Annotated in this window: 22 protein-coding genes and 1 tRNA gene; 9 read left to right on the plus strand and 14 right to left on the minus strand. The window is 62.8% G+C overall.

Going from position 1 to position 24,292, the window contains the following annotated elements; genetic code table 11:
• The first annotated feature begins 12 nt into the window (after positions 1-12).
• Entirely contained in the window at positions 13-714 is a 702-nt protein-coding gene (locus AAFN55_RS04185) for a glutathione binding-like protein (protein ID WP_347797618.1), read from the plus strand.
• On the opposite strand, the gene AAFN55_RS04190 is transcribed toward AAFN55_RS04185, so the two are convergent.
• The 5 genes from AAFN55_RS04190 to boxC all read right to left on the minus strand — a co-directional run bounded on the left by AAFN55_RS04190 (position 711) and on the right by boxC (position 7,019).
• A complete protein-coding gene (locus tag AAFN55_RS04190) occupies positions 711-2,084 on the minus strand; it encodes a 3-hydroxyacyl-CoA dehydrogenase NAD-binding domain-containing protein (RefSeq protein WP_347797619.1) in 1,374 nt (457 codons plus the stop codon). The two genes, AAFN55_RS04185 and AAFN55_RS04190, sit on opposite strands and share 4 nt — an antisense overlap.
• A 90-nt stretch (positions 2,085-2,174) precedes the next feature.
• A complete protein-coding gene (locus AAFN55_RS04195; protein WP_347797620.1) occupies positions 2,175-2,639 on the minus strand; it encodes a thioesterase family protein in 465 nt (154 codons plus the stop codon).
• A gap of 11 nt (positions 2,640-2,650) precedes the next feature.
• The gene (gene boxA / locus AAFN55_RS04200; RefSeq protein WP_347797621.1) at positions 2,651-3,847 is read right to left on the minus strand and encodes a benzoyl-CoA 2,3-epoxidase subunit BoxA; all 1,197 of its coding nucleotides are present in this window, start codon (positions 3,845-3,847) and stop codon (positions 2,651-2,653) included.
• A 24-nt stretch (positions 3,848-3,871) separates the two neighbouring features.
• Entirely contained in the window at positions 3,872-5,323 is a 1,452-nt protein-coding gene (boxB, locus tag AAFN55_RS04205; RefSeq protein WP_347797622.1) for a benzoyl-CoA 2,3-epoxidase subunit BoxB, read from the minus strand.
• Positions 5,324-5,357: 34 nt separating this feature from the next.
• Entirely contained in the window at positions 5,358-7,019 is a 1,662-nt protein-coding gene (gene boxC / locus AAFN55_RS04210; RefSeq protein WP_347797623.1) for a 2,3-epoxybenzoyl-CoA dihydrolase, read from the minus strand.
• 185 nt (positions 7,020-7,204) lie between these two features.
• On the opposite strand from boxC, the gene AAFN55_RS04215 reads away from it, so the two are divergent.
• Together AAFN55_RS04215 and irrA are read left to right on the plus strand one after the other, a co-directional pair.
• Positions 7,205-8,029 (plus strand): alpha/beta hydrolase, encoded by an 825-nt coding sequence (locus AAFN55_RS04215; protein WP_347797624.1) that lies wholly within the window; start codon positions 7,205-7,207, stop codon positions 8,027-8,029.
• Positions 8,030-8,165: 136 nt separating this feature from the next.
• Positions 8,166-8,612, plus strand: coding sequence for an iron response transcriptional regulator IrrA (gene irrA, locus AAFN55_RS04220; RefSeq protein ID WP_347797625.1), 447 nt, complete (start codon positions 8,166-8,168; stop codon positions 8,610-8,612).
• A 5-nt stretch (positions 8,613-8,617) separates the two neighbouring features.
• Here irrA and AAFN55_RS04225 read toward each other — a convergent pair whose 3' ends face one another.
• Entirely contained in the window at positions 8,618-9,532 is a 915-nt protein-coding gene (locus AAFN55_RS04225) for a helix-turn-helix transcriptional regulator (protein ID WP_347797626.1), read from the minus strand.
• Between the two features lie 345 nt (positions 9,533-9,877).
• Here AAFN55_RS04225 and AAFN55_RS04230 point away from each other — a divergent pair, with 345 nt between their 5' ends.
• Positions 9,878-10,384: a ferritin-like domain-containing protein gene (locus AAFN55_RS04230; RefSeq protein ID WP_347797627.1), complete on the plus strand. Its 507-nt coding sequence runs from the start codon at positions 9,878-9,880 to the stop codon at positions 10,382-10,384.
• A 94-nt stretch (positions 10,385-10,478) separates the two neighbouring features.
• On the opposite strand, the gene AAFN55_RS04235 is transcribed toward AAFN55_RS04230, so the two are convergent.
• From AAFN55_RS04235 to AAFN55_RS04245, 3 genes are all read right to left on the minus strand, one after another.
• Positions 10,479-13,592: a cadherin-like domain-containing protein gene (locus AAFN55_RS04235; RefSeq protein WP_347797628.1), complete on the minus strand. Its 3,114-nt coding sequence runs from the start codon at positions 13,590-13,592 to the stop codon at positions 10,479-10,481.
• A gap of 141 nt (positions 13,593-13,733) precedes the next feature.
• Positions 13,734-14,033 (minus strand): hypothetical protein, encoded by a 300-nt coding sequence (locus AAFN55_RS04240; protein WP_347797629.1) that lies wholly within the window; start codon positions 14,031-14,033, stop codon positions 13,734-13,736.
• A 430-nt stretch (positions 14,034-14,463) separates the two neighbouring features.
• A tRNA-Met gene (locus tag AAFN55_RS04245) sits at positions 14,464-14,540 on the minus strand.
• Positions 14,541-14,748: 208 nt separating this feature from the next.
• On the opposite strand from AAFN55_RS04245, the gene AAFN55_RS04250 reads away from it, so the two are divergent.
• Positions 14,749-15,702, plus strand: coding sequence for a Gfo/Idh/MocA family oxidoreductase (locus AAFN55_RS04250; RefSeq protein ID WP_347797630.1), 954 nt, complete (start codon positions 14,749-14,751; stop codon positions 15,700-15,702).
• 21 nt (positions 15,703-15,723) lie between these two features.
• Here AAFN55_RS04250 and mnmA read toward each other — a convergent pair whose 3' ends face one another.
• Positions 15,724-16,914, minus strand: coding sequence for a tRNA 2-thiouridine(34) synthase MnmA (mnmA, locus tag AAFN55_RS04255; RefSeq protein ID WP_347797631.1), 1,191 nt, complete (start codon positions 16,912-16,914; stop codon positions 15,724-15,726).
• Between the two features lie 270 nt (positions 16,915-17,184).
• Here mnmA and AAFN55_RS04260 point away from each other — a divergent pair, with 270 nt between their 5' ends.
• Positions 17,185-17,460 (plus strand): DUF1153 domain-containing protein, encoded by a 276-nt coding sequence (locus tag AAFN55_RS04260; protein WP_024849925.1) that lies wholly within the window; start codon positions 17,185-17,187, stop codon positions 17,458-17,460.
• Positions 17,461-18,581: 1,121 nt separating this feature from the next.
• Here the strand turns inward: AAFN55_RS04260 and AAFN55_RS04265 are convergent.
• Positions 18,582-18,959: a flagellar export protein FliJ gene (locus AAFN55_RS04265; RefSeq protein ID WP_347797632.1), complete on the minus strand. Its 378-nt coding sequence runs from the start codon at positions 18,957-18,959 to the stop codon at positions 18,582-18,584.
• A 445-nt stretch (positions 18,960-19,404) separates the two neighbouring features.
• On the opposite strand from AAFN55_RS04265, the gene ctrA reads away from it, so the two are divergent.
• Complete coding sequence (ctrA, locus tag AAFN55_RS04270) at positions 19,405-20,100, plus strand: cell cycle two-component system response regulator CtrA (RefSeq protein ID WP_347797633.1); 696 nt, start codon at positions 19,405-19,407, stop codon at positions 20,098-20,100.
• Positions 20,101-20,167: 67 nt separating this feature from the next.
• Here the strand turns inward: ctrA and AAFN55_RS04275 are convergent, their stop codons facing one another.
• On the minus strand, positions 20,168-20,536 hold the full coding sequence (locus AAFN55_RS04275) for a response regulator (protein WP_347797634.1): 369 nt from the start codon (positions 20,534-20,536) through the stop codon (positions 20,168-20,170).
• A 125-nt stretch (positions 20,537-20,661) separates the two neighbouring features.
• On the minus strand, positions 20,662-21,291 hold the full coding sequence (locus AAFN55_RS04280; RefSeq protein WP_347797635.1) for a histidine phosphotransferase family protein: 630 nt from the start codon (positions 21,289-21,291) through the stop codon (positions 20,662-20,664).
• A 324-nt stretch (positions 21,292-21,615) separates the two neighbouring features.
• Here AAFN55_RS04280 and AAFN55_RS04285 point away from each other — a divergent pair, with 324 nt between their 5' ends.
• Both AAFN55_RS04285 and AAFN55_RS04290 read left to right on the plus strand, forming a co-directional pair.
• On the plus strand, positions 21,616-22,206 hold the full coding sequence (locus AAFN55_RS04285; RefSeq protein WP_347797636.1) for an EipA family protein: 591 nt from the start codon (positions 21,616-21,618) through the stop codon (positions 22,204-22,206).
• A 141-nt stretch (positions 22,207-22,347) separates the two neighbouring features.
• Positions 22,348-23,442 (plus strand): hypothetical protein, encoded by a 1,095-nt coding sequence (locus AAFN55_RS04290; RefSeq protein WP_347797637.1) that lies wholly within the window; start codon positions 22,348-22,350, stop codon positions 23,440-23,442.
• Between the two features lie 9 nt (positions 23,443-23,451).
• On the opposite strand, the gene AAFN55_RS04295 is transcribed toward AAFN55_RS04290, so the two are convergent.
• Positions 23,452-24,261, minus strand: a complete 810-nt coding sequence (locus AAFN55_RS04295) for an RNA methyltransferase (RefSeq protein WP_347797638.1) — start codon at positions 24,259-24,261, stop codon at positions 23,452-23,454.
• Positions 24,262-24,292 lie beyond the last annotated feature (31 nt).

Raw genomic sequence — 24,292 nt, forward strand, 5'->3', positions numbered from 1 at the left:
GCGCCGGGCCGGATGATCGAACTCTTCTACGCGCCGACGCCGAACGGCTGGAAGGTCGCGATCATGCTGGAGGAGTGCGGCCTTCGATACGAAGCCCGCTTCCTCGACATCTTCGCGGGCGCGCAGTTCGAGCCGGAGTTTTTGGCGATTAGCCCCAATGCGCGCATGCCGGCCATCGTGGACCGTGATGCCGGCGCGACGCCGGTAAGCGTGTTCGAATCCGGCGCGATCCTGTTCTACCTCGCCGAAAAGACCGGGCGCTTCATGGGGACGAGACCGCAGGCGCGGAAGGAAACGCTCGAATGGCTGTTCTGGCAGACGGGCAATCTCGGGCCCATGGCGGGGCAGTACGCGCATTTCCGCATGTTCGGCCCACGGGAGCGGCAGGACTACAGTCTCGCCCGCTATCGCGGAGAGTATGAACGCTGCCTCGCGGTGCTGGAACGCCGGCTCGACGGCCGCGCCTTCGTGGTCGACGACTATTCGATCGCCGACATGCAGATATTTCCCTGGGTGTTCATCGCCCGCAATCTCGACGTGTCGCTCGATCTCTTCCCGAACGTGTCGGCCTGGCGCGAGCGCCTCAAGCAACGGCCTGCCGTGCGCGCCGCCATCGACCTGATGAAGGACCGGCAGAACCGCGGCGAGTACAATGCCGATACCAATCGGATGCTCTACAACCAGACCGCCGCGCATATCCCGCAGCGCCGCTAGCTGGGCGTGCTCTGCGCCTGGAACGTGGACCAGATTTCCTCGCCTGCGACGGCCATGAGTGCGTAGCCTTCGCACATCGCCGCATGGCGACGATCCCAGCCCGCAACGCAGGCCCGAAGTTGTGGCGAGGCGGGTTCGGTGTCGAGATCGGCGAGGTCGATCCCGGCCGCATTCGCCAGCCAGGCACGCTCGATTCTGCGCGTGGCGATGAACGCCGCCACGTCGATTCGTTCGGTCTCCATTGCTTCTCCTCCCTGTTGAATGCTCGCCCAATGCATCAGCCCGCCGCGCTCGCGCGGGAAGCCGAGGCCGTGAACGCTGGCAAGGTCGATCGCGGCGGCGGACGCGACGCCTTCCCCGAGGATCGCCGAGGCTTCGGCGACCATCGCCGCCAGAACGCATCGCCGCATCTCGTCTTGCGAAAACGCCCGGCGCTCGATGCGGGCGAAATGCGCCTCCTCGCGGATGGCGTCCTCGACCAGCGGATCGATCACCGCGCCGCCGCCGCCGGGATAGCGATACCAGCCGACGCCGGCCTTCTTGCCGATGCGGCCTTCCTCGACCATCCTGTCGGTGATCGCAAAGCGCCGCCCCGAGCCTGCGGTCCCGCCCTGCCGGCGGCGATGGTAGGTGGCATCGAGACCGGCGAGGTCCTGCGCCTCGAACGGGCCGATGGCGAAGCCGAAGTCCACCATCGCCTCGTCGAGTTCCCACGGCAGCCCGCCTTTCAGAAGGATCGCATCGCAGACGGCGTTGCGGCGCTGGGTCAGGCGATCGACGATGCCGCCGGGCGACGCGCCGAGCGCGATCGGCAGCTTGCCCAGCCTGCGGGCAAGCGCGAGCCCCTGCGACAGCGACCGGGCCGACGTGCCTTCGCAGGACGAGACTTCGACGAGCGACGTCAGATGCGCAGGCGCGGAGAGGCCGAACCACACCACCCGGTCCGGATAGGGCGTTGCCTCTGCGATGGACCGCAGATCGCAGGACGCGGTCGTCGTGGCGAGCAGCGCGCCGGGCGCAGCAGCCCCCAGATCGCGCAGGATGGATCGCTTGAGCGAGAGGTTTTCCGGCACCGCCTCGATGACGGCGTCCGCCGACGAAAGTCCCGCCAGACCGGTCTGCCAGCGAACGCCTTCACGGATCGCGGCCCGGTCGCTGTCGGTGAGCCGTCCGGCTGCGACCTCGTGATCCAGCAGCTTCGAGAACCAGTGGCGGGATCGCTCGCAGCCATGGGCGTCCGCTTCGACGATCGTCACGCCGATGCGCGCGCGCCGCAGCGCGAAGGAAAGGCCGGTGCCGATGGTGCCGCCGCCGATCACGGCAGCACGGGCGATCGAACAGGGTCCGGCGGCGAGCGCTGCGGCAATCATGGCGCGTTCCGCCGCTTCTAGATGGAGGATGGCCGGGCTCGTTCGATCGTTTCGCGTGTTCATCGCCCGTGCCATCTCGATCCTCGTCGATCAGGCCGGCGGCGCCGACAGAAACGGCTCGGCGATCGCGCGGATGTCGGCGGGGATGGCCGTCTTCTCGTGCCTGTCGGCGACCACGAACACGCAGACGAACTTTCCTTGGAAACACAGCCTGCCCGCCTGGTGCCCGTCGACCGCGAAGCCGATCGACGTCTCGCCGAGCCGGGTCAGGTGGACGGTGCATTCGAGCGGCGCGCGCGGCGTCACGTGAAAGCGGAAATCCATTTCCAGCCGGGCAAACGGCGTGCCGAGATTCCGGTCGATGTTGAGGCTGAACCAGTCATTGCCGATCCGGTGCTGCCACCACGCATCGATCGCTTCGAGCGCGAAGTAGGGAATGCGTCCGGTATAGGCGATCCTCGCCGGATCGCAGTCGGCCCAGCCGACCCGGATTCGATGGACGAAAGACGCTGTACCCGCGCTCGCATCGTTGCCGGAAGAACGCGCGTCGCCCATGGAAGCCTCCTTCAATAGGTTTCGAGATGATAGCGGCCGGCGTCGCGCATGCCGTTTCGGATCGAGGTCCAGTCGAGGCCCGCGCCGCGCGCGATGTCCTTGAATGCTTCCTCGACGCCCCCCTCCATCGCCTTCAGTCCGCAGACATAGATATGCGTGTTGTCCTGCGAGAGGGCGCTGGCGAGACGTGCCGCCTCGGTCCGCATCTTGTCCTGAACATACTGCTTGTCCTGGCCGCCGACGCGGGAGAAGGCGAAATGCTTGGCGAGAAAGCCGTCCGGCACTTTCTTCAAGGGTCCGAAATAGGGCAGGGCCTCCGGCGCGCGGGCACCGAAGAACAGCGTCATGCCCCCGGAATTTGCTGCCGCGGTGCGTTGGCGGCGCATCGTGAAGCCGCGAAATGGCGCCGAGCCCGTCCCGGTGCAGATCATGATCAGGTGCGCCTGCGGATCGTCGGGCATCAGGAAGGTCGATCCGAAAGGTCCCATCAGGTCGACCTTGTCGCCCTTCTTCAGGTCGCAGACGAAATTCGAGCAGACGCCATTCGGCTCGCGCTTGACGGTCAGCGCGATGTTGTTGGTGTTCGGCCGCTCGCCGTCGCGCGGGCTGGAGATCGAATAGAGCCGCATCCGGTGCGGCCGTCCGTTCTCGTCCGTGCCCGGCGCGACGATGCCGACGCTTTGGCCTTCGAGAACCGGAAAATGCTGCGATCCCAGATCGAGGATGATGTGGCGCACGTCGCTGTCGGACGCTTCGGCCGTGAGACGGTAGTTTCCCTGGATCGTGCCGATCGCGGGCTTGGCGCTGCCGTAGAGATTGACGGTCGGCTTCGACGCCGAGAGCGGGGCCTTCACCGCACCGCCCGCGCCCGCATGCGCTTCGGCCAGAAGCGCGGCGACCGCATCGTCGAGCGCCTCGATCGTGACCGCGCCTGCGCCGTTGTCGGCCTTGATATCTTCCTGCACGGGCAGGTCCATCCAGCCGAGCTGCTCCTCCAGGCTGTAAGGTTCGGCGACCACGCGCCAGTTGTCGATCGAGCCCGTGGGGCACGGCGCGATGCAGGACATGCAGAAATTGCACTTCGCCGGGTCCACCACGACGTTGTTCTCGTCATGCGTGATGGCCCCGATGGGGCAGGCCTCCTCGCAGGTGTGGCACCGGATGCAAATCTCCGGGTCGATGAGATGCTGTTTGACGGGCGCGTTCATGGCTTTGCTCCGTTCGAGACCCACTCACGCCATGTGAAGCTGCACATACTCGAAATCGCCGGGCTTGTTGTCGATCCCCACCCGCGGCGGCGCGATCCAGCCTGCGTACTTGCCGGGCTCCCAGACGGGTTCCATGAGCGACTGGATGAAGTCGCCATCGGCTTTGGTCGGCAGCCATTCGTTCCGGCGCTTCTCCCAGGCCTCGCTGGAGATGATCTCTCCATCGGGGGTCATGTCGACATTGCCGAAGACGCCGATCTGGCGGTGGAAGCCCGGATGCGGCAGCTTCATCTCGAACTGAACGCCTGCCTTGGCGATCGCAGCACTCCACCGGCCGACGCCGCCCGAGGCGTCGCGCACATAGTCGTCGCGCAGCCGCATGTTGATCGCCGACAGGGCGGGGACGTCGATCGTCACGATCTTGCCGTCCACCACCTGGACGACAGGATAGGTCGCGTCCTGGAGGCGATGGTCATCCTCGATCTTGATCTCGTGATAGCGGCCCTTGATGCCGGCATTGAACGCGTTGGCCGCGTTGGTCGAGACTTCCGACCCGAACAGATCGAGCGACAGCGAATAGTGCAGGTTGAGCTTCTTCTGGATCGTCGGCAGGTCGATGACGCCAAGCGCGCGAACCGCCTCGATGTCGTAAGGGTCCTCAATGCCGGCTTCCTTCATCGCCTCGCAGGTGCGCTGGATGACGCGGCCGACGCCGGTCTCGCCCACGAACATGTGGTGGGCTTCCTCCGTCAGCATGAAGCGGCAGGTGCGCGACAGCGGGTCGAAGCCCGACTGCGCGAGGCTTTCGAGCTGCATTTTGCCGTCGCGGTCGGTGAAGTATGTGAACATGAAGAAGGACAGCCAGTCCGGCGTCGATTCGTTGAACGCGCCCAGCATGCGCGGGGCTTCGTCGGAACCGGACGAGCGGCGCAGCAGATCGTCGGCCTCCTCGCGGCCGTCGGCGCCGAAATATTTCTGCAGGAGATAGACCATCGCCCACAAATGACGGCCCTCTTCGACATTGACCTGGAAGAGGTTGCGCATGTCATAGAGCGACGGGGCGGTCAGCCCGAGATGCCGCTGCTGCTCGACGGATGCCGGCTCGGTGTCGCCCTGGATGACGATGAGGCGACGCAGCATGGAACGATATTCGCCGGGCACCTCCTGCCAGGCGGGTTCACCGGCATGCTCGCCGCACGGAATCCTGCGATCCTCGACAGCGGGAGCAAGCAGAATGCCCCAGCGATAATCAGGCATCTTGACATAGTCGAACTTCGCCCAGCCCTGCGGATCGACGCTGACGGCGGTGCGCAGGTAGACGAGGCTCTTCTGGAAATTGTCGGGAATGAGATCATTCCACCAGTTGATGTAGCCGGGATGCCACTTTTCCAGCGCCTTGAGCACGCGCTTGTCGGAGGACAGGCCGACATTGTTGGGGATGCGGGTGTCGTAGTTGACGTTGATCAGGTCGAGCATGGGATCCTCCCGGAAAGCCTTCGAAGTGTTCGCGTCAGACGCGGCGCATGTCGTAATTGCCCCGCACGCCGGTTCCGTAGCGGCGAAGCGCGCCGTCCTCCCCGCCCGCGTTGGGCCGCTGGAAAATCCAGTTCTGCCAGGCGGTGAGACGGCCGAAGATGCGCGTTTCCATGGTTTCAGGCCCGGCAAAGCGCAGATTGGCCTCCATGCCGGTCATCGCGTCGGGTGAGAAACTGGTGCGTTCTTCGAGGAAGATGCGGACTTCGTCCTCCCAGTCGATGTCGTCGAAGGCGAAGGTGACGAGGCCAAGCGCGTTCGCGTCGAAAGCCTCAAGGGCCTCGCCGACACGCTCGCGCGCGCCGTCGACCTTTTCCGGCTCGCCGAGAAAGCGCGTCTGAAGCCGTGTCAGCCCGTTGGACATGGGGAAGGGGCCGAAATTGCCGTCGGTCAGCGTGATCGTCGCGACCGCGCGGTTGTCGCCCTCGAAATCGCCCTCGGCCATGTAGGACCGGTCGACCGCGAACAGGAGTTCGGCGAGCATGCCCGCAAAGCAGGAGCCCGGCTCGACCAGCGCGACCAGCGATCGCGAGGTCAGGTCGACCCGCTTGAGGACACGCTTCCAGTAGAGCAGGATTTCGTTGGCGAGCCAGTGGTCGCGGTTGGCGAAAAGGACGGCTTCATGCGCCGCGACCTTTTCCGGGTCGCCCTGGGTGCGGATCACCAGCGTGCCGGTTTCGAGTTCGTTGAGCCGCAGATGCAGGATCGCGTCGTCGAGTTCGCGTGCCGCGCGCAGGATCCAGCTCGCGGCACCCTGTTCATGCAGCGCCGCGATCGTGGCGGGCGCATCCTCGTCCGGCCCGGAGATGGTGATGGTGGCGAGGCCCTTGGCGCGGTCGATCTCCACCTCGACCGTCGAGTAGGTCAGGCTGCCATCCTCGCCGATCGTGCGCGCCAGCGGCGTCAACTGCACGCCCTTGCCATCGCCGTTGCGGCGCGACTTGCCCGCGATCTCCTTCGCTCGGGCCGAGACGGTTTCGGCAAATTTCGAGTTCGGCACGATCTCATCAACCAGCCGCCACTCGACGGCGCGCTTGCCCTTCACGCCTTCCTCGGTCGAACAGAAGACGTCGGCCAGATCGCGCCGGACCTTCCGCTTGTCGGTGACGCGGGTGAGCCCGCCCGTGCCGGGAAGCACAGCGAGAAGCGGCACCTCCGGCAGCGCGACGTTGGACGAGCCGTCATCGGCCAGCATGATGTGATCGCAGGCAAGCGCCAGTTCGTAGCCGCCGCCCGCGCACGCGCCGCGGATGGCGCAGATGTAGTGCTGCCCGGATTCCGCGCCCGCTGCCTCGAACGTGTTGCGGGTCTCGTTGGTGAACTTGCAGAAATTGACCTTGTGGGCATGCGCGGCCCCGGCCAGCATGCGGATGTTGGCGCCGGCGCAGAAGACGCGCTCCTTGCCCGATTGCAGCACCACCGCATGGATTTCGGGATGCTCGAACCGCATGCGCTGGACGATGTCGGCCAGTTCGATATCGACGCCGAGATCGTAGGAGTTCAGCTTGAGTTCGTAGCCGTCGAACAGGCCGCCGGCCTCGTCCACATCCATGAAGAGATTGGCCACGTCGCCCTCATAGGTTACGCGCCAGTGGCGGTAACGCGACGGATCGACCTGAAAATCGATGATCTTGGACACGGACTCTCTCCCAACTTCCGAGTGCGGCATCATTGTGCATTATTTTGCGTGCGCTTCAAGCAGGGATTCGCATTATTTCACATAATAGGGCTTATTAACTTTCGTAAAGTGCGATATAATGCATGATATGGAGGGGCGATGCGGTGCGATTCCATCGCGCGTTCGAACTGTTTGGAGGATCACGGATGAACATCGACTGGACCGATGGCGGCAGGGTCATGTTTCGCGCGGGAGGCGCAAACCTCGAGGGCGCGATGTTCGGGCTGGAGCCGCGCAAGGCGACCACGATCGTCATGCTGCATGAGGGGTTGGGGTCGATCGATTTGTGGCGCGACCTGCCGCAGCGCATCGCAGCCGCCACGGGGCTCGGCGTCTTCGCCTATAGCCGCCGGGGCTACGGCAAATCCGACCCGGTGCCGCTGCCGCGGCCGATCGACTATATGGAACGCGAAGCCGAAGACGTCCTGCCGGAGGTTTTGGCCGCGCTCGATCCGCGCCATGCGATCCTTCTCGGCCATAGCGACGGCGCGTCGATCGCAGCGCTGTATCTGGGCGCGTTCCAGGATCGGCGGATTCGCGGCCTGATCCTGATGGCGCCGCATTTCTTTACCGAGCCGGCCGGCCTGCGGGCGATCGCGGAAGCGCGAACCGCCTATGAGAGCGGTGACTTGCGCGCGCGCCTGGCGAAGTACCATGCCGATGTGGACAACGCCTTCCTCGGTTGGAACGATGCCTGGCTGAACCCGGACTTCGCAGCCTGGAACATCGAAAATGCGATCGACTATGTCCGCGTGCCGGTTCTGGCGATCCAGGGCGAAGATGACCAGTACGGAACGCTTGCCCAGTTGAAGGCGCTCGAATCGCGGCTCTATGCGCCCTTCGATGCGGTCGTCCTGAAAGGCTGCCGTCACGCGTCCTTCATCGACAAGCCGGCCGAGACGCTCGACGCCGTGACGGACTTCGTGGCCCGGCTGGAGCGTATCGAGGACGAAGCGGTGATGATCCGATAACGGCGACGAGTCGTGACAAGTCACGCCGACCAAGAGGCGCGATCGATGCGGATGCCGCGCGGTTTCTCGGATTGCACAAAGCGAATTGTGATATATAGTGCATCTAATGCATTATCGTGCTTTAGGGAGGCTGAAGATGGGACATGCCGAACCACACACGGCGATCTGCTGGGTTTCGCGCGTCCAGCGTGAGTTGAAACATGCCGGCCTGCGGCCGACCCGTCAGCGGCTTCTTCTCGCTTCGCTGCTCTTTCGCGGTGGCGACCGGCATGTGACGGCAGAGGCGCTGCATCTCGAAGCCGAGCGGCTCGGCATCTCCGTATCGCTCGCGACCGTCTACAACACCTTGCACCAGTTCACCGAGGCAGGGCTGCTGCGCGCCTTGGCGGTGGAGGCTACGAAGGCCTATTTCGACACCAATGTCTCCGACCACCATCACTTCTTCATCGAGGGCGAAAACCGCATCGTCGATATTCCCGAGGGCGTGGTGGTCGGCGAGGTGCCGCCGCCCGACGGCATGGAAATCGTCAACATCGACGTGGTGATCCGCATCCGCCCGAAACGCGACGCGCTCCGAGGCTGACCCGCTCAGCGGCGCAAAAACCCTTCGCGCTCGATGGTTTCGAGAAGCAGGGCGAGGCTTTCCTCGATCGACTTGCCGGAGGTGTCGACCTGCGCCTCCGAGCGCGCATAGAGCGATTCCCGGCTGGTCAGGATCGTCTTCAACTCATCCATGGCCGCCGGATTGCCCGCCATGGGGCGCGTATCGCCCTGCTTGCGGACGCGGTTCATATGCTCCTGCGGCGAGGCCTTGAGCCAGATCGTGTGAAAATTGCGCACGAGATAGTTGAACGTATCGGGCTCCGACACGATGCCGCCGGCGACCGCCAGCACCATCGCATCCTGCGACGCCGCCACGCGCTCCAGCGATTGGCGCTCAAGCCGGCGATAGCCTTCCTGGCCGTAGAGCGCCATCAACTCGTTGACCGGCATGCCGGAACTCGCCTCGATCTCCGCGTTGAGCTCCGTAAAAGGCACGCTCAGCGAGGCTGAGGCGAGCCGTCCGAGCGTCGATTTCCCCGCGCCGCGCAATCCGATCAGCGCAATGCGCCGGACGCGCTGGAGACTGGCGTTCTCGGGATCGAGTATGCCGAGCACGCGCCGCTTCTGCTCCTGCGTCGCGACGCGAAAGAGCGACGCGATCCGCACGACGTCGGAACTCCAGGGATCGTCCTCGCCGACCAGCCATTCGATACGGTGATCGAGCGCAAGCGCGATCCGCTTCAGGAGCGCGATCGAGATGTTGCCCTCGCCGCCTTCAAGTTGGGCAAGATAGCGCTGCGACACCTCGGACGATTCCGACAGCGCCTTGCGGGACAGGCCCTTCCGGGCACGCGCCATGCGCACGCGCTCGCCGACGATGCGGATGAATTCCTCTTCGGACCGCTCGGCGCCCGCCGAATAGAGCCGAAGATTGCTTTCGAATGACGCGATATTGTTCATCGAGTGCCGCCTGTGCGCGAATACGGCTGCACTATAATGCGGCAATCCGCCGCTGCAATGACGATCACACGATGCCCAGAGGTTTCTTGCAGTGGCCGCCCCGTCGGGTTCATGCCCAGTGCCGAGGGCTGGCTGAGCCAGCCGACAATTTTGGTGGCGCTGGTGGCCTTCCTGCTCGGCACACAGTGGAGCCCGCCTCCGTCCGGCATGTAGATGCTTCGCCTTATCCTATTCTCCCTGCCAGAAAGATTTTGCTGTGAGGAACACTGATGCGGGGCGCTGGTTAGGTCGCCGTCACGCGCCCGTCATCGACGGGTCTGTGATGCCAATGCGAAGGGAGCAATCATGGCCAAGGAAAAGACACTCGACGATCTGTTTCACGACACGCTGAAGGACATCTACTACGCAGAAAAGAAAATCCTTAAAACCTTGCCAAAAATGGCCCGGGCAGCTCAGTCCGCCGAACTCAAGGCAGCTTTCGAAAAACACAAGGACGAGACCGAGGGGCACGTCGAGCGCCTGCAGCAGGTGTTCGAGATCATCGGCAAACGTGCCCAGGGCAAGACCTGCGATGCCATCGAAGGCATCATCTCCGAAGGCGAGGAGATCATGGACGAGTTCAAAAACACGGCCGCGCTCGACGCCGGGCTGATCTCAGCTGCGCAGGCAGTCGAGCACTATGAGATCACACGCTACGGCACGCTCAAGCGCTGGGCGAGCGAACTCGGGATGCCCGATGCCGCCAAGCTGCTGGACGCAACGTTGCAGGAAGAGGCGAAAACTGACGGCGATCTGACCAAGCTCGCAGACGCTTCTGCTAATGACAGGGCGAAGGCTCGAAAGGCTGCCTGATCTTCGAACGACCCGGACACGTTCCTCCCGGGGTCGTTTTGTATCCGCCCCGCTTGCCGAAAGGTGGCGGGGCTTTTTTTACGTTCACGCTACATCACAGGATAAAGTCAGTTCCCGTCATCCAGTGTGTGCCGTTGACCTGGATCTGGAAGTCCGCGATGCCGTCGCCGTTCACGTCGCCGTCGACGAGGCAGACATTGCCGTAGGCCGAGTAGCGCAACTGGCCGGCCGCCCCGGAGAAAGCGGCATTCCCAAGGAATGTGAAAGCCTGGTCTCCGGCCATGGTAATGTTGGCATCAACGTCATAGAGACTGATGCGGTCTTGGCCGCGCGCGAAATCCATGATGATGTCACGGTTGCCAGGTCCTACGGGACTGTCAGTCACCGCCTCGAAGCGGAAGACATCGTTGCCGGCCCCGCCGTAGAGGATGTCCGCCCCGGCTGCGCCGACCAGTCGATCGTTGCCGTTGCCGCCATAGAGGACGTCGTTGCCGCCAAGGCCGGTCAGATAGTCATCGCCACCCTCGCCGCGCAGGACATTGGCGCTGTTGTTGCCCACCAGCGTATTGGCGAGAACGTTACCCGTGCCGTTCGTGGCGGCGCCAGACAGTTCCAGCCGCTCGACATTGTCGCCGAGCGTCCAGTCGATGTAGCTGCGAACCGTATCGATGCCGTCGCCGGGCAGTTCGATCGTGCTGTCGCCCGCATCGTCGACGACGTAAATGTCGTTGCCGCCGCCGCCATACATGTCGTCGGCACCGGCACGGCCGTTGATGATGTCGTTGCCGTTACCGCCATGAATAACGTCGTCGCCGGCCGAGCCTGTCACGATCTCCGGGTTGATGTCGCCCACGACAATGGTCAAGGTTTCATCGACGGACAGTCCATCCTTATCAACTGACCGCACGGTGACGTCGACCGACGGCTCGATTTCGAAGTCGAGCCATATACCGGCCTTCAGCTTGAGCGTGCCATCAACGACCTCGAACCGGTCAGCTGCGGCGCCAAGTATCGAGTATGTGAAAACGTCTCCGGGGTTGGCGTCCGGATCGACTGTCGATAGCGAACCGATGACCGCGCCAGCATCGTTCTCGTCAACAGCGTTGGCGGAGAGCGCTATCGACGAAGGGGAAGAAAACGTATCGACCAGAACTCCGGCCGTTGAGCCAACCGAATTAAGGCTTGTGGCGACGTTGTTTCCTGACGCATCCCTGATCGTTGCGCCATTGAGCTCAATCGAGCCGCCTAACGCAATGCCGTCGAGGTCACGTTGTCCCGCGCCGATGGTCAGTCGGAATACGAGTGCGTTGCTCCCGCTGCCGCTTATATACGTGGCGTAGACCGTACCGCCGGTGCCCAGCGTGATTGCTATCGTAGGGGTACCGCCAGTCGTATCAACAAGCACCGCTTCGTTGAGGTTGACAGTAAAGTCCAGATTGTCGCCTGTGCCGTAGGTGCCGTTGGCTGGTACCGTCACGGAGCTGACAGCGGGGTCTACATCATCTGCGACGGTGATCGAGAAAGCCTTCTCGAATGAAAGACCGCCTGAGTCCGTAACGCGCAGTCTGATTGAATATGTGCCGGCGTCCAGTGCCGCAGCATCGTTTGCGCGAAGCGAGTTTCCGGCGAGGCTGAACATGGCGTTGTTGGTGTCACCTGCGCCACTGATCAGCGAATATGTGAAGGTTTCGCCTTCATCCACATCGGTTGCCGTCAGCGTGCCGACAACGCCATTGACGCCTGCACTCTGAGCGATGGAGTTGTCGCTGAGAGCGATGTCGGTTGGTGCATCATTGACAGGCGCCAGATCGAAAGTTGCTGACGTCGATACGGTGCCCCCGTTCCCATCGACTACATCGTAGGAAAGGGTAACGCTGCTATTGTCGTTGGCGACCGGCGTGTAGGTCCAGGTTCCATCGCCATTGTCTACAAGAGTGCCAGTCGCTGCGACGAGGTTGGCGACGGATAGCGTGTCTCCGTCAAGATCGCTTGCGTTCGCCATCAGTTGAGCAGCCGTAATCGTGACCGAAGTGTCTTCGTCAGCGGCAGGCAAAGTCACTGGACCCGAAACCACCGGATCCCTGTTCGCCAATTGCGCACCGGTCGGTCCAGTTCCATAGCTGATAACTCGAAGGTCTGCGTCGAGCGTGATGACCATTGCCGCGCCGTCGATATTGACAGCGAAATCTAGGTCCGATTCGCCTGTGATCCCCTGGTCGCCCTTCTGCCACCCGGAGCCGGAATTATAATAGAAGTAGGTGGCCCCGTCGGTATCGGTCACCAGCATATATTCGATGCCGTTCACTTCCTGGTAGTCGGTGGCGTAGGAAGCGTTTGCACTGGTCGGCAAAATGAGCTGGGACTGCCAGCTTCCCGAAGCATTGGTCAGATCGTAAAGAGAGCCGTCAGCATCCGCGTAGATGAGGTGCTGATAGCCGTCTGCATCGGTGGCTCCGATGTCGTAAATTGGCGTCCGCCCGGCCGACACCCCATCGAAGATCATCGTCGGTGTCGACCAGACGCCGTCGGGCGAACGCTCCATGGCATAGATGTTGCCGTGCACAGTGTTCTGGTCGTCTTCATCGATGTAGACCAATGAAATCGTACCGTCGGGGCGTATGGTCAGGCTTGGCTCGTGCAGTTCATTGGTGCCTCTGCTGCCAGGGCCGTCCCACAGAACGGGCGAACTGGTGACCCATGAGCCCGATTCATTGGTCGCGTATCGGATGTGATGCTGGCCTGTGCCGTTCACATCCGAATAGAGATAGGCGATGTGAGCGTTGCCCTCAGAATCGATGACCATGCTGGGATCATCGTAGTTCTTCCAGCCCGATGAATCGCTCGCCTGTTCAACCACGCTGAAAGTCCACGTGCTTCCATCGAACTCGCCATACGACACACCGCGCGGCTGGCCGAAATCAAAATCTATCTGGTTGGAATGGCGGAAGACGAGGTGGAGATTGCCATCTTCAGATACAGCGAGGTCGAGATCATCGCTGAAGCTCGTGTCCGCGCCAGGCGTGTCGGCGACGGAAAATGATGCGTGGCTTTCCCAGCTATTGGTGGCCGCATTCCATTTGTCGACATTGATCGATGTCGAATCGTTCTTGTAGGCGAGGTAGAAATTACCTTCTGCGTCAGAGACGACGTCGCTCCAAGACCATGTATTGGAGGAATAGGTGTGGACCGTTCCGGTGTCTAATGCCATCGCAAAACCCCCGACGCGAAATGACGTTAGGTGAACCTCCTACAGCGATCGAATGGAACTGCATAGTGCTTTTGCGTATCATGCGCGCTGCAATTTCAGCCTACCAAATGCTAATATAACGCTACCATTTTGTGCGCCTTTCTAACAATCGCCGCGGGGACGGACGTGCCCTGACCGATCACACCATTTCCGGCACTTCGCCTGCTGAAACAGCGTCGTCGGCGGGCCATATTCGCCGACATCCACTTCAGCCTCACGGCTCCAGGCAATGACGCCCTTGTGCTTCGCCGCGAGCCCTTTGGCTGTGCGCACCGCGCGTTCCTCTGTCGGATAGTCCTGCGGGCCAAATACAGTTTGCGGGATGCCCTCGTCATCCGGATCGAACGCCATCACCACGATCAGCTTGGGTAGTTTGCGCTCGGGCAGGATCGTGTCGGACATGCACGCATCCTCAGGCTTCTGGCACGTCGTACGAGCCGAGAAGATAGCGGTCTCGACCTTTTAGCGCAGCATACCGTGTCGCCCCAAATATTGCCGTTGGATGCTCGCGCCATATTCGAATGTCGCGCGGTTTGAGATCGATCCAAACGTCTCCGATTGGGTGCAAACCGCTCTGTTCTGTGAGGTTCAGGTCTTTCCATGCAACGCGCATGATTCCCTCCCGTTTCCGGCAAGGTGGCTCCCCGGCCATGTAAAGGCAAGGCGGGCCTTTGCTTCCACAGCCTTCTCCGACGGAACGATTTCACACTCCAGCGTTCCCGGCCAAATTCTGACAACGGCCGAAACCGTTCAGCCGCGGCCAGAGGGATAGCGCTTAGCGCTTCTTCCTGGCGTTCTCCGCCAATACAAACCATGCCGGAGGGAACCCTTTTGGTAGCGGAGGAGGGATTCGAACCCCCGACACAAGGATTATGATTCCTCTGCTCTAACCTACTGAGCTACTCCGCCCCGTTACGATGCCTGCCGCTCGCATAGATGTGAACGCGGGCCGTCGCCAAGGTCGGGCGGATATAAGGTGGGCATGTCCGGCCTGTCAAGCGCGCAAACCGCCTGAAATGACGGTCGCTGCGGGACTTTCTTTTCGTGCCGTGCGGGGTTGAGTTCATCGGGACGCAAGTCTATGTCTCGGCGTCGAAGTTTTCCGGTCATAGGGTTCATGAAACCGCGTATCGCCGTGCTCGGATGCGGCTATTGGGGCTCCAACCACATCCGCACCCTCAAATCGCTGGGCGCTCTGCATGCCGTGTCCGATGCCAATCCGGCGCGGGCTGAAGGCTTTGCGAGTGAACAGGAGTGTCTGGCCGTCGATCCGGACGAACTCTACACGCGCGACGATATCGATGCGATCGTCATGGCGCTGCCGCCGCAATTCCACGCTGAATCGGCGATCCGGGCTGTGGAGAACGGCAAGGACGTTCTGGTCGAAAAGCCGATCGCGCTCACCGTGGCCGACGCCGAACGGGCCGTCGCCGCCGCCAAGGCCCACAAGCGCGTGTTTATGGTCGGCCACGTCCTGCGCTTTCATCCCGCCTTCGAGCAACTCAAGCAACTGATCGACGCGGGCGAGCTCGGCACGGTGAAATACATCCATTCGCACCGTCTGGGCCTGGGCAAGTTCCATACCGAGAACGACGCGCTCTGGGATCTCGCGCCGCACGATCTGTCGATGATCCTGGCGATTACCGGCGCGGCACCGACCGAGATCAGGGGCGAGGGCGCAGCACTCCTCGATCATCTGAGCGACTTCGCGCATCTCCACATGCGCTTCCCCGGCGGCCTGCGCAGCCACCTCTTTACGTCACGCCTCAATCCCTATCGCGAGCGCCGGCTGACCGTCGTCGGCACCAAGGCGATGGCCGTGTTCGACGATGTCGAGCCGTGGGACCGCAAGCTGGCCGTCTACCGCCATGCGGTGTGGCAGGACAGCGGCCACTGGGCGTTCACGACCAACGAGCCGTCCTATGTGCCGGTCGCGGCCGGCATGCCGCTGACGCGGGAACTGCAGCATTTCATCGAATGCATCGGCACGCGCGCGGAACCCCGCACCAGCGGCGAAGAGGCGATCGGGGTGCTGCGCATCCTGACCGCGGGCACCGTCACCCACGATTGACCGGTTGGAAGGCCGGTGGCCTCAGGCGCTCTGGCGCGCTGGGGGCATCGAGGCCAGCCGGTTCAGCATGGCTTCGGCTTCGGCGCCGCGCTCCGACCGCTCGATGAAGCCGCCGCCGAGCACGCGCGCCTCGTCGCCATCCTCGCGGTAGAGAACGCAGGCCTGTCCCGGCGCGATGCCTGATTCGCCATCCACCAGTTCGACCCACGTCGCGCCATCGCGATGATGCAGCACGGCCGGTCGCGGCGGGCGCGTGGAGCGCACCTTGGCGAAGAGTTCGAGGCCTTCGTTCGGCAGGGCCGAAAGATCGTCGTCGCCCAGCCAGTTCATGTCGCGCAGCATGATCTTGTGCGTCTCGAGCGCCTCGCGGGGCCCGACGATGACGCGGGCACGATCGGCGTCGAGATGTACGACAAAGAGCGGTTCGCCCGATGCGATGCCGATGCCGCGCCGCTGGCCGATCGTGTAGCGCAAAATGCCGTCATGACGGCCGAGAACGCGGCCATCGATGTGAACGATGTCGCCCGGCGTCGCCGCCGTCGGATTCAGCTTGGCGATGATATCGGTATAGCGGCCCTGCGGAACGAAGCAGATGTCCTGGCTGTCCTGCTTGGTGGCGACGGACAGTCCCATCGCCTCCGCGGCGGCGCGGACCTCCGGCTTCGACATGCCGCCGAGCGGAAAGCGCAAGAAGTCGATCTGTGCCTGCGTGGTGGCGAACAGGAAGTAGCTCTGGTCGCGGTCGGCATCGACCGGGCGATAGAGCGCACGATGAGCGCCATTGGCGCGTGAGCGGATGTAGTGGCCGGTGGCAAGAGCGTCGGCGCCGAGTTCGCGGGCGGTCTGCAGGAGATCGGCGAACTTGACGGTCTGGTTGCACGACACGCAAGGGATCGGCGTCTCGCCCGCGACGTAGCTTTCGGTGAACGGGTCGATGACCGCCTTGCGGAAGCGCTCTTCATAGTCGAGCACGTAATGCGGGATGCCGAGCGTTTCGGAGACGCGGCGCGCATCGTCGATGTCCTGGCCGGCGCAGCACGATCCGGCGCGGTGGGTGGCGGCGCCGTGATCGTAGAGCTGGAGCGTGACGCCGACGACGTCATAGCCCTCGTTCTTGAGCAGGCCCGCGACGACCGACGAATCGACGCCACCAGACATCGCGACGACGACTCGCGTCTCTTCCGGGCGACCGGGAAGATCGAGGCTGTTCATGATGCGTGGTTTCCGCTTCGCATTGGCTGTTGATCGGGACAGGTAATGCCTTCGACCCGAATATAGGTCAAGCACCCGCTGAAAGCCACGGTCTTGGAGGCTGCGCACGAGCCCTGGCCACGTTGGCTAAAATGCTCATCAAATGCCGCGGCAAAGCCTAACGCGGGATTCATACTCCTTACTTATGGATTAGCACGAGCTTAGGCAATTTTTAAAGCTGGCGCGTTAGTGTTGCGTCGATTGGTTCCTTGAGTTTGTGTAGAGAGTACGATGACCGATCTGGTTAGACCGCGGGTGAAATACGTCATAGGTCCTGACGGAAGCCCGCTTACGATCGCTGATCTTCCGCCGTCGAACACGCGGCGTTGGGTCATTCGACGCAAGGCGGAAGTCGTTGCAGCCGTTCGCGGTGGCTTGCTCAGTCTCGAGGAAGCCTGTCAGCGATACAAGCTGACGGTCGAGGAGTTCCTGTCCTGGCAGGCCTCGATCGACGAATACGGCCTTGCGGGCCTGCGCACCACGCGGATCCAGCAATACAGGCACTAGGCAGCCGTTCCCGGCTTTCGTGTGGCCTGTCTAAAAATCGTGGAGGCGACGAGCTCGACGGCTCGCGCCTCCACAGGCGTTTTTGTCGGGCGGAGAGCGTTGGCGCTCTTCCTTCTCCCTGCTTGCGGGGAGAAGGTGGCACGAAGTGCCGGATGAGGGGCGGGCTTCAGGCGCGGGGCCGGTTCTATCCCGGTCGTTCCTATCTTTCAGTCAAGGCATTTTGAGGTTCGCGCTGCCCCTCATCCGCCCTTCGGGCACCTTCTCCCCGTAAACGGGGAGAAGGAAGAGCTTTCGCGCTTTCTCGCTACGCCCCAGAGACGCGCCCGGTTCTGCGCCACCCTGCGGCGGGACCGGCGAGGCATGGATCCCCGGGTCTGCGCATCGAGCTTCGCTCGACGCTCCGCCCGAGGATGACGAAGTGGGTGGGGGAACGCTCACCGGAAACCGTCACCGCCTCCGAACCTGGCTCAGCCGAAACCACCTCACTTTCGTCATTCTCGGGCGACCGGAGCGAAGCGGAGGAAGACCCGGGAATCCATGCCTCGTCAGTTGGTGACGAGCGGGGTGGTCCCGATGGTTCGTCAATTTGGGATGTGCGGTGAGTGCCAAGTTCTGCGCCACCCAGCAGCGGGGCCGGCGAGGCATGGATCCCCGGGTCTGCGTATCGAGCTTTGCTCGACGCTCCGCCCGAGGATGACGAAGTGGATGGGGTAGGCTCACCGGAAACCGTCACCGCCTCCGAACCTGGCTCAGCCGAAACCACCTCACTTCGTCATTCTCGGGCGACCGGAGCGGAGCGGAGGAAGACCCGGGAATCCATGCCTCGTCAGTTGGTGACGAGCGGGGTGGTCCCGATGTTCGTCAATTTGGGATGTGCTGTGAGTGCCAAGTTCTGCACCACCCTGCGGCGGAGGCGGCGAGGCATGGATCCCCGGGTCTGCGCATCGAGCTTCGCTCGAGGATGACGAAGTGGGTGGGATGCCTTGGGATGACGAAGTGGGGGCGCGGTCCCCGGTTCTGATGCGACGTTGACGCGGCGGGTGGGAACGCTCGTCGATAGCCGTCGCCCTATCCGAGCCCACTTCACCCGATGTCGTGGCGGTCCGCGAAGGTTCGCTTCGTTAGCCGATCATCGCGCTGCGGGCGGTGTCGGGCTCGCGGGGGGACTTGGTGTCGCGGGATTCCAGCATTTCGGCCTTGGAAAGCTCGGCCTCGGCCTCGTCGAGCAGCGATTGGGCTGCTTCGCGCTGCTGCTGCAGGTCGGCCTGCGAGTTCTTGAGATTGTCGCGGCGCAGGCGCGCGGCCTTCGCGAAGGTCGGATAGGCGAAGTGGTTGAGGTCGGTGATGCCGGCCTTCTTCTCTTCCGCGGTGATCTGCAGGTCGAGTTCGGTCGCCATGCGATCGAATTCGGCGATCATCATATCGAGCTGCAAGAGCTGCTTGCGCTTCTCGTTGACCTGAAACTGCTTCAGCCGCACCAGGTTCTCACGTGATTTCATCACTTGCTACTCCCGAAACGCATACTCGCGCGCACGTCCTGTTTCCGTTGCCCCGCTTTTGCTCCGGGGCCACCATTGTCCAGCCGCGAATGGAAACAAATTCCTAAACTTCGGTCGCGACGGTAACCATTCGTTTACGCGCATTGTTAATCATAGCGCAGAGGGCTTAAGGGCGGGTAAAGATGCTCGACCGGGCCGCGATCGGCAAAGTGACTCCCAATGAGGCACTTGCCGGTGTTTGCTGAACCATCGCATTAACTTTTCGTTTTTGCGATTTACGTTGAGAATCAATCGGATACGGCAAAAATCTGAAACGGTCGAATATCACTTGCCATGCTGAATCATATTTTGTTAACCATTGCATGGCAGCCTCCGATTCAGAAATCACCGGTCCATTGCCGGAAGCTCGCTGAACCCGATTTGGCGGCGGGAAAAGGGGACATAAATGCGCGTTCTGCTCATTGAAGACGATAGTGCCACCGCACAGAGCATCGAACTCATGCTCAAGTCGGAAAGCTTCAATGTCTATACGACCGATTTGGGCGAAGAGGGTGTCGATCTCGGCAAGCTCTACGACTACGACATCATTCTCCTGGACCTGAACCTGCCGGACATGTCGGGCTACGAGGTCCTGAGGACATTGCGCCTGTCGAAGGTCAAAACTCCGATCCTGATCCTGTCCGGCATGGCCGGCATCGAGGACAAGGTTCGCGGCCTCGGCTTCGGCGCCGACGACTACATGACCAAGCCGTTCCACAAGGACGAGCTCGTTGCGCGTATCCACGCCATCGTTCGCCGTTCCAAGGGGCACGCGCAGTCGGTCATCAACACCGGCGACCTCGTCGTGAACCTGGATGCCAAGACCGTCGAGGTCGGCGGCCAGCGCGTTCACCTGACGGGCAAGGAATACCAGATGCTGGAGCTGCTTTCGCTCCGCAAGGGCACCACGCTCACCAAGGAGATGTTCCTCAATCATCTCTATGGCGGCATGGACGAGCCGGAATTGAAGATCATCGACGTCTTCATCTGCAAGCTGCGCAAGAAGCTCGACGCTGCCTCCGGCGGCCAGAACTTCATCGAGACGGTCTGGGGCCGCGGCTACGTGCTGCGCGAGCCGGAAGAAGTTCGCGAAAGCGCCTGATCGGCAAGTCATTGAAATTCATAAAAAAACCCGGCCTCGCGCCGGGTTTTTCGTGTTGTGAAGGCAGTTATGCGGCGATCTGCATCTCGCGAAACCGTTCGAGAAGCTGGGGCCGGTTGAACGGCTTCAGAATGTAGCCCCTGGCGCCGGCGCGTTTCGCACGCATGATCGAGCCGACGTCGAATTCCGTCATGCAGATGACGATGTTGGGCCGCTCGCGTTCGTCGATCGCAAGCGCCTGCCGGATGAAATCCTCGGCCGTCATGTCGGGCAGGCTCATGTCGACGACGATGATGTCGGGCATGTCCGCTTCGCACATCGACAATGCCTCGACACCGCTGACGGCCTCGATTACGATCATCTCAGGCCCGCCGAGAATGCGTTTTGCGACTTTCCTGATGACGCTCGAATCATCGACGATCATGCAGCGTTTCATGGCCCACCCCTCATGCCCACAGTTTACTGTCGGTCACGAGACTAGGTTCCGCCGGTAAAGATCGGGGTAAGCAGCTAGCTAAATATTGCGTAAATCCCGAGTTGCGCCGCCAGTTCGCAAACGCCTCAGACGACGGTCAGGACGATCTCTTCGGGAGAGGCGTGGATCGAGATCGTCATGCCAGCTTCGCGCGCCAGAAGCAGCGCGTAATAGGGCTGGACGGCGTGGGCATCGATCGGCTCGTCGGACTTGACGCCCGAGTGCAATTCGAGGAACCGCGCCGGCACCCGAACCATCGGACCCCTTGCCGTCAGCGTGAAGCGTGGTGCCGTTTCCAGATCGTGAAGCTCGACGGTCAGCGTGCCGCCGCGCGGGATGCCGCCATTGGCGACGAGAATGAGGTTGAGGAGAAGCTTGACCTTGTTCTTCGGCAGCAGCGCGCGACCGCCCTTCCAGATGAATTCGGGCTTTTCGTTCGCCAGGAAGGCAGTCGCGACGGATTCCGCGTCGCCGGTGTCGATCTGCATGCCGGCCGAACCGGCCGCGCCGAACGCGATGCGGGCGAATTGCAGCCGCGCCGAGGCGTTGCGCGCGCTGGCCCTGATGAGGCGCATCGCGTCTTCGTCCGCGCCGCCCTCATCGAGAAGTTCCAGGCCGTTGTTGATCGCGCCGACCGGCGAGATGATGTCGTGGCAGACGCGGCTGCACAGGAGAGCGGCAAGATCGGTCGCGGAAAGTGTCAGTACGTCGGCCATTCAGGTGTTTCCCCGTTGGTCAGGAGCGCGAATCGCATCCACCGGCAATGCCGTTTCGCTGGCGAATCACGACTTTCATCAGACGCCATTGGTTACACAGGCAGCGCGGAGCGACAAGGAAACGCGCTCGCGAAATTGCCACGAAAGCCCACGACAAGAGCGGCCTCGCACCATCGAAGGCACGGAATTGCGGGCCTCATTGAATGGTTAATGGTTGGATAAGGTTTGCAGCATAGTTTTACGGGCATTGGCGTTTCGACGCGGCCTCAAGAGCCGCCACTCGCCGGAGGCGCGACGGGGCGAACCGAGACGGAGACTAGAAGCATGTTACGCAGGCTTTTTCCTCGCGAATTGACGAGACTCGCGGCAGCGATGCTGTTCGCGCTGGCTGCTGCGACATCGACGGCGGGACCGTCGCACGCAAGCGCTGGCCAACCTTTCACCGCCCAGGAAATCTTGGATTCCGGGCACCATTTCTTCGGCTCGACATCCGGCGGGCTGGCGAGCGTCGTGGAGCAGGTCTTCGCGTCCTACGGGATGCCGAACGGCTACATCCTGGGCGAGGAAGGCTCGGGCGCGATCTTCGGCGGCCTCACCTTCGGCGAGGGCACGCTGTACACCAAGAATGTCGGCGACCATCCGGTCTTCTGGCAGGGGCCCTCGCTGGGCTGGGATCTCGGCGGGCAGGGCTCGCGGACGATGATCCTCGTCTACAACCTCGACAGCATCGGTTCGCTCTATCGCCGCTTCGGCGGCGTGGCGGGCTCGGCCTATGTCGTGGCCGGTCTCGGTTTCAACGTGATGAAGAACGGGCCGGTGCTTCTGGTTCCGGTGCGCACGGGCGTCGGCGCGCGCCTCGGCGTCAATGTCGGGTACCTGAAGCTCACCCAGCAGCCCACCTGGAATCCGTTCTGAGACAGGCGGATTTCGGGCCGTCCTGAGCTTTCCGCGCCCGTCTTCGCGGAGGGCACTGGATTCATGGTCCCGCGCCATGGCAGATAGGCGACAAGGGACCTGCCGCGTGCGCAGACGCGCGGCCCGGGTTGGACGAGACACGTGATCCAGACGACGCTTTTCTTCATCCTCGGTTTCCTGAGCGCGGGCCTGCTCGCGCTCATGGTCGCGCCCGCGATCTGGCGGCGCGCGGTCGTGCTCACGCGCCGGCGCGTCGAGGCGTCCATTCCGATGACACTCGATCAGATCCAGGCCGACAAGGACCGCCTGCGCGCGGAGTTCGCCATGTCCACCCGGCGGCTCGAAATGAGCGAGAAGGCATCGCGTGAAAAGGCGGCGAACCAGTTCATCGAGATCAACCGCAATCAGGACGAACTGAAGCGGATCGGCCGGGAGCGTGACGAGAAGCAGCAGGTCATCGGCAAGCTGGAAGGCGATATCGAAGCCACGCGCGCCGAACTGAGCAAGCGCGACGAGCAGGCGCAGAGACTGTTCGAGCGGCTGGCCGAAGCGGAGCGGGAACTCGAAAAACGCGGTCTCGAGATCGAGAATCTCGGCCGCATGTATGATGAAGCGAGCTTTTCGGCCTCCGGCAGGCAGATCGAAATGGTGGCGCAGGAAAACAGGATCGAGCAACTCTCGGACGACCTCTCCAAGCTGCGTGGCGAGCGCAAGGAAGCGGATCGCCGGGTGCGGGAGATCGCGGCGGAGAACAAGACGCTGAAAGAGGCGCAGCGCAACGATCAGCGCAAGATTTCCGGTCTGGAAAAGCGGGTCGAGCGCCTGATGGCCGAACTGAGCGACCGCGAGGAGAAGCTTGACCGACGCGAGCGTGAGCTTGCACGGCTGCGGGGAACGGAACCGGCCGACAACGGCGATCCGGACCTCAACGAACGTCTCGAAAGCCGGCTGGCGACGCTGACGCGCGAAAACAAGAAGCTGCGCGCGGAACTCGACGAAGCGCAAGGCTCGACACTCGCCGAGCAGGACGAAGAGCGTACGGCGGAGGCCGTCCTGCGCGAACAAATCCAAGAACTCGCGGCCGAAGTCGTCCACCTGACCGCGATGCTGGACGAACCGGACTCGCCGATTCGCACTGCGCTGGAGAAAGCGTCGTCCGATGGCGGTGCCGGCAAGAGCGAGGTTCTCAGTCTCGCTGACAGGATCCGCGCGTTGCAGGATGCCGCGAAGAACTGAATGCTTTTCCTAAGCCCCGCGCCACAGGCGGTGGAGCGCGATGGCCGAGGCGGCGCCGACATTGAGGCTGTCGAAGGCCTGCGACATCGGGATCCGCACGGAGGTCATGCGGGCCATGAGGTTTTTCGGCAGGCCTTCACCCTCCGTGCCCAGATAGAGCGCGACCGGGCCTTTTGCGTCCACGTCGCCGAGGGCGGTGCCGCCGGACGGCGACAGTGCGAACTGCCGGAACCCGCGCTCGGCAAGGGCTGCGAAAATATCATCCTCGCCGCCTGCCTTCACGAACGGCACCTTCAACGTCGCGCCGACGGAAACCCGGATCGCCTTGCGGTAGAGCGGGTCGCAACTGCTGGCGTCGAGCAGCACCGCATCCGCCTCGAACGCGGCGGCGTTGCGGAAGATCGCTCCGACATTGTCGTGGTTGGAAATGCCGACGAGGACGACGACCAGCGCGTCGTCCGGCAGGGTCGACAGCAAGATGTCGACCCCGTTGCCGGATCCGGGACGCCGCCCGACCGCGAGGATGCCGCGATGGATGTGAAAGCCGGCGATCGCGTCCATCACCTCCTGCGAGGCGATATAGACCGGCATGTCGGCGGGCGCCTGCGCGAGGGTCTCGGCGACGCCGGGCAGCTTGGTATCGAGAATGAGCGCTGATTCCACCTCGAACCGCCGCGCGGAAAACAGCACGTTGAGCACCACCTTCCCCTCGGCGATGAAGCGGCCCTCGCGCCCGACCAGATCGCGCTCGCGGATGGCGCCGTAGGACGCGATGCGCGGATCGTCGGCGCGGTCGATGCGGATCGGTTCTGGACTCACGATGGGCCTGCCATGGAAAACGCCGCATCCG

The organism is Mesorhizobium sp. CAU 1732 (genome assembly GCF_039888675.1).
Taxonomy (GTDB): domain Bacteria; phylum Pseudomonadota; class Alphaproteobacteria; order Rhizobiales; family Rhizobiaceae; genus Aerobium.

Bases quoted from the DNA above. Each gene is read 5' to 3' on its own strand.
- AAFN55_RS04185 (WP_347797618.1), top strand. From the start codon at position 13: ATGATCGAACTCTTCTACGCGCCGACGCCGAACGGCTGGAAGGTCGCG.
- AAFN55_RS04190 (WP_347797619.1), bottom strand. From the start codon at position 2,084: ATGATTGCCGCAGCGCTCGCCGCCGGACCCTGTTCGATCGCCCGTGCT.
- AAFN55_RS04195 (WP_347797620.1), bottom strand. From the start codon at position 2,639: ATGGGCGACGCGCGTTCTTCCGGCAACGATGCGAGCGCGGGTACAGCG.
- boxA (WP_347797621.1), bottom strand. From the start codon at position 3,847: ATGAACGCGCCCGTCAAACAGCATCTCATCGACCCGGAGATTTGCATC.
- boxB (WP_347797622.1), bottom strand. From the start codon at position 5,323: ATGCTCGACCTGATCAACGTCAACTACGACACCCGCATCCCCAACAAT.
- AAFN55_RS04215 (WP_347797624.1), top strand. From the start codon at position 7,205: ATGAACATCGACTGGACCGATGGCGGCAGGGTCATGTTTCGCGCGGGA.
- irrA (WP_347797625.1), top strand. From the start codon at position 8,166: ATGGGACATGCCGAACCACACACGGCGATCTGCTGGGTTTCGCGCGTC.
- AAFN55_RS04225 (WP_347797626.1), bottom strand. From the start codon at position 9,532: ATGAACAATATCGCGTCATTCGAAAGCAATCTTCGGCTCTATTCGGCG.
- AAFN55_RS04230 (WP_347797627.1), top strand. From the start codon at position 9,878: ATGGCCAAGGAAAAGACACTCGACGATCTGTTTCACGACACGCTGAAG.
- AAFN55_RS04235 (WP_347797628.1), bottom strand. From the start codon at position 13,592: ATGGCATTAGACACCGGAACGGTCCACACCTATTCCTCCAATACATGG.
- AAFN55_RS04240 (WP_347797629.1), bottom strand. From the start codon at position 14,033: ATGTCCGACACGATCCTGCCCGAGCGCAAACTACCCAAGCTGATCGTG.
- AAFN55_RS04250 (WP_347797630.1), top strand. From the start codon at position 14,749: ATGAAACCGCGTATCGCCGTGCTCGGATGCGGCTATTGGGGCTCCAAC.
- mnmA (WP_347797631.1), bottom strand. From the start codon at position 16,914: ATGAACAGCCTCGATCTTCCCGGTCGCCCGGAAGAGACGCGAGTCGTC.
- AAFN55_RS04260 (WP_024849925.1), top strand. From the start codon at position 17,185: ATGACCGATCTGGTTAGACCGCGGGTGAAATACGTCATAGGTCCTGAC.
- AAFN55_RS04265 (WP_347797632.1), bottom strand. From the start codon at position 18,959: ATGAAATCACGTGAGAACCTGGTGCGGCTGAAGCAGTTTCAGGTCAAC.
- ctrA (WP_347797633.1), top strand. From the start codon at position 19,405: ATGCGCGTTCTGCTCATTGAAGACGATAGTGCCACCGCACAGAGCATC.
- AAFN55_RS04275 (WP_347797634.1), bottom strand. From the start codon at position 20,536: ATGAAACGCTGCATGATCGTCGATGATTCGAGCGTCATCAGGAAAGTC.
- AAFN55_RS04280 (WP_347797635.1), bottom strand. From the start codon at position 21,291: ATGGCCGACGTACTGACACTTTCCGCGACCGATCTTGCCGCTCTCCTG.
- AAFN55_RS04285 (WP_347797636.1), top strand. From the start codon at position 21,616: ATGTTACGCAGGCTTTTTCCTCGCGAATTGACGAGACTCGCGGCAGCG.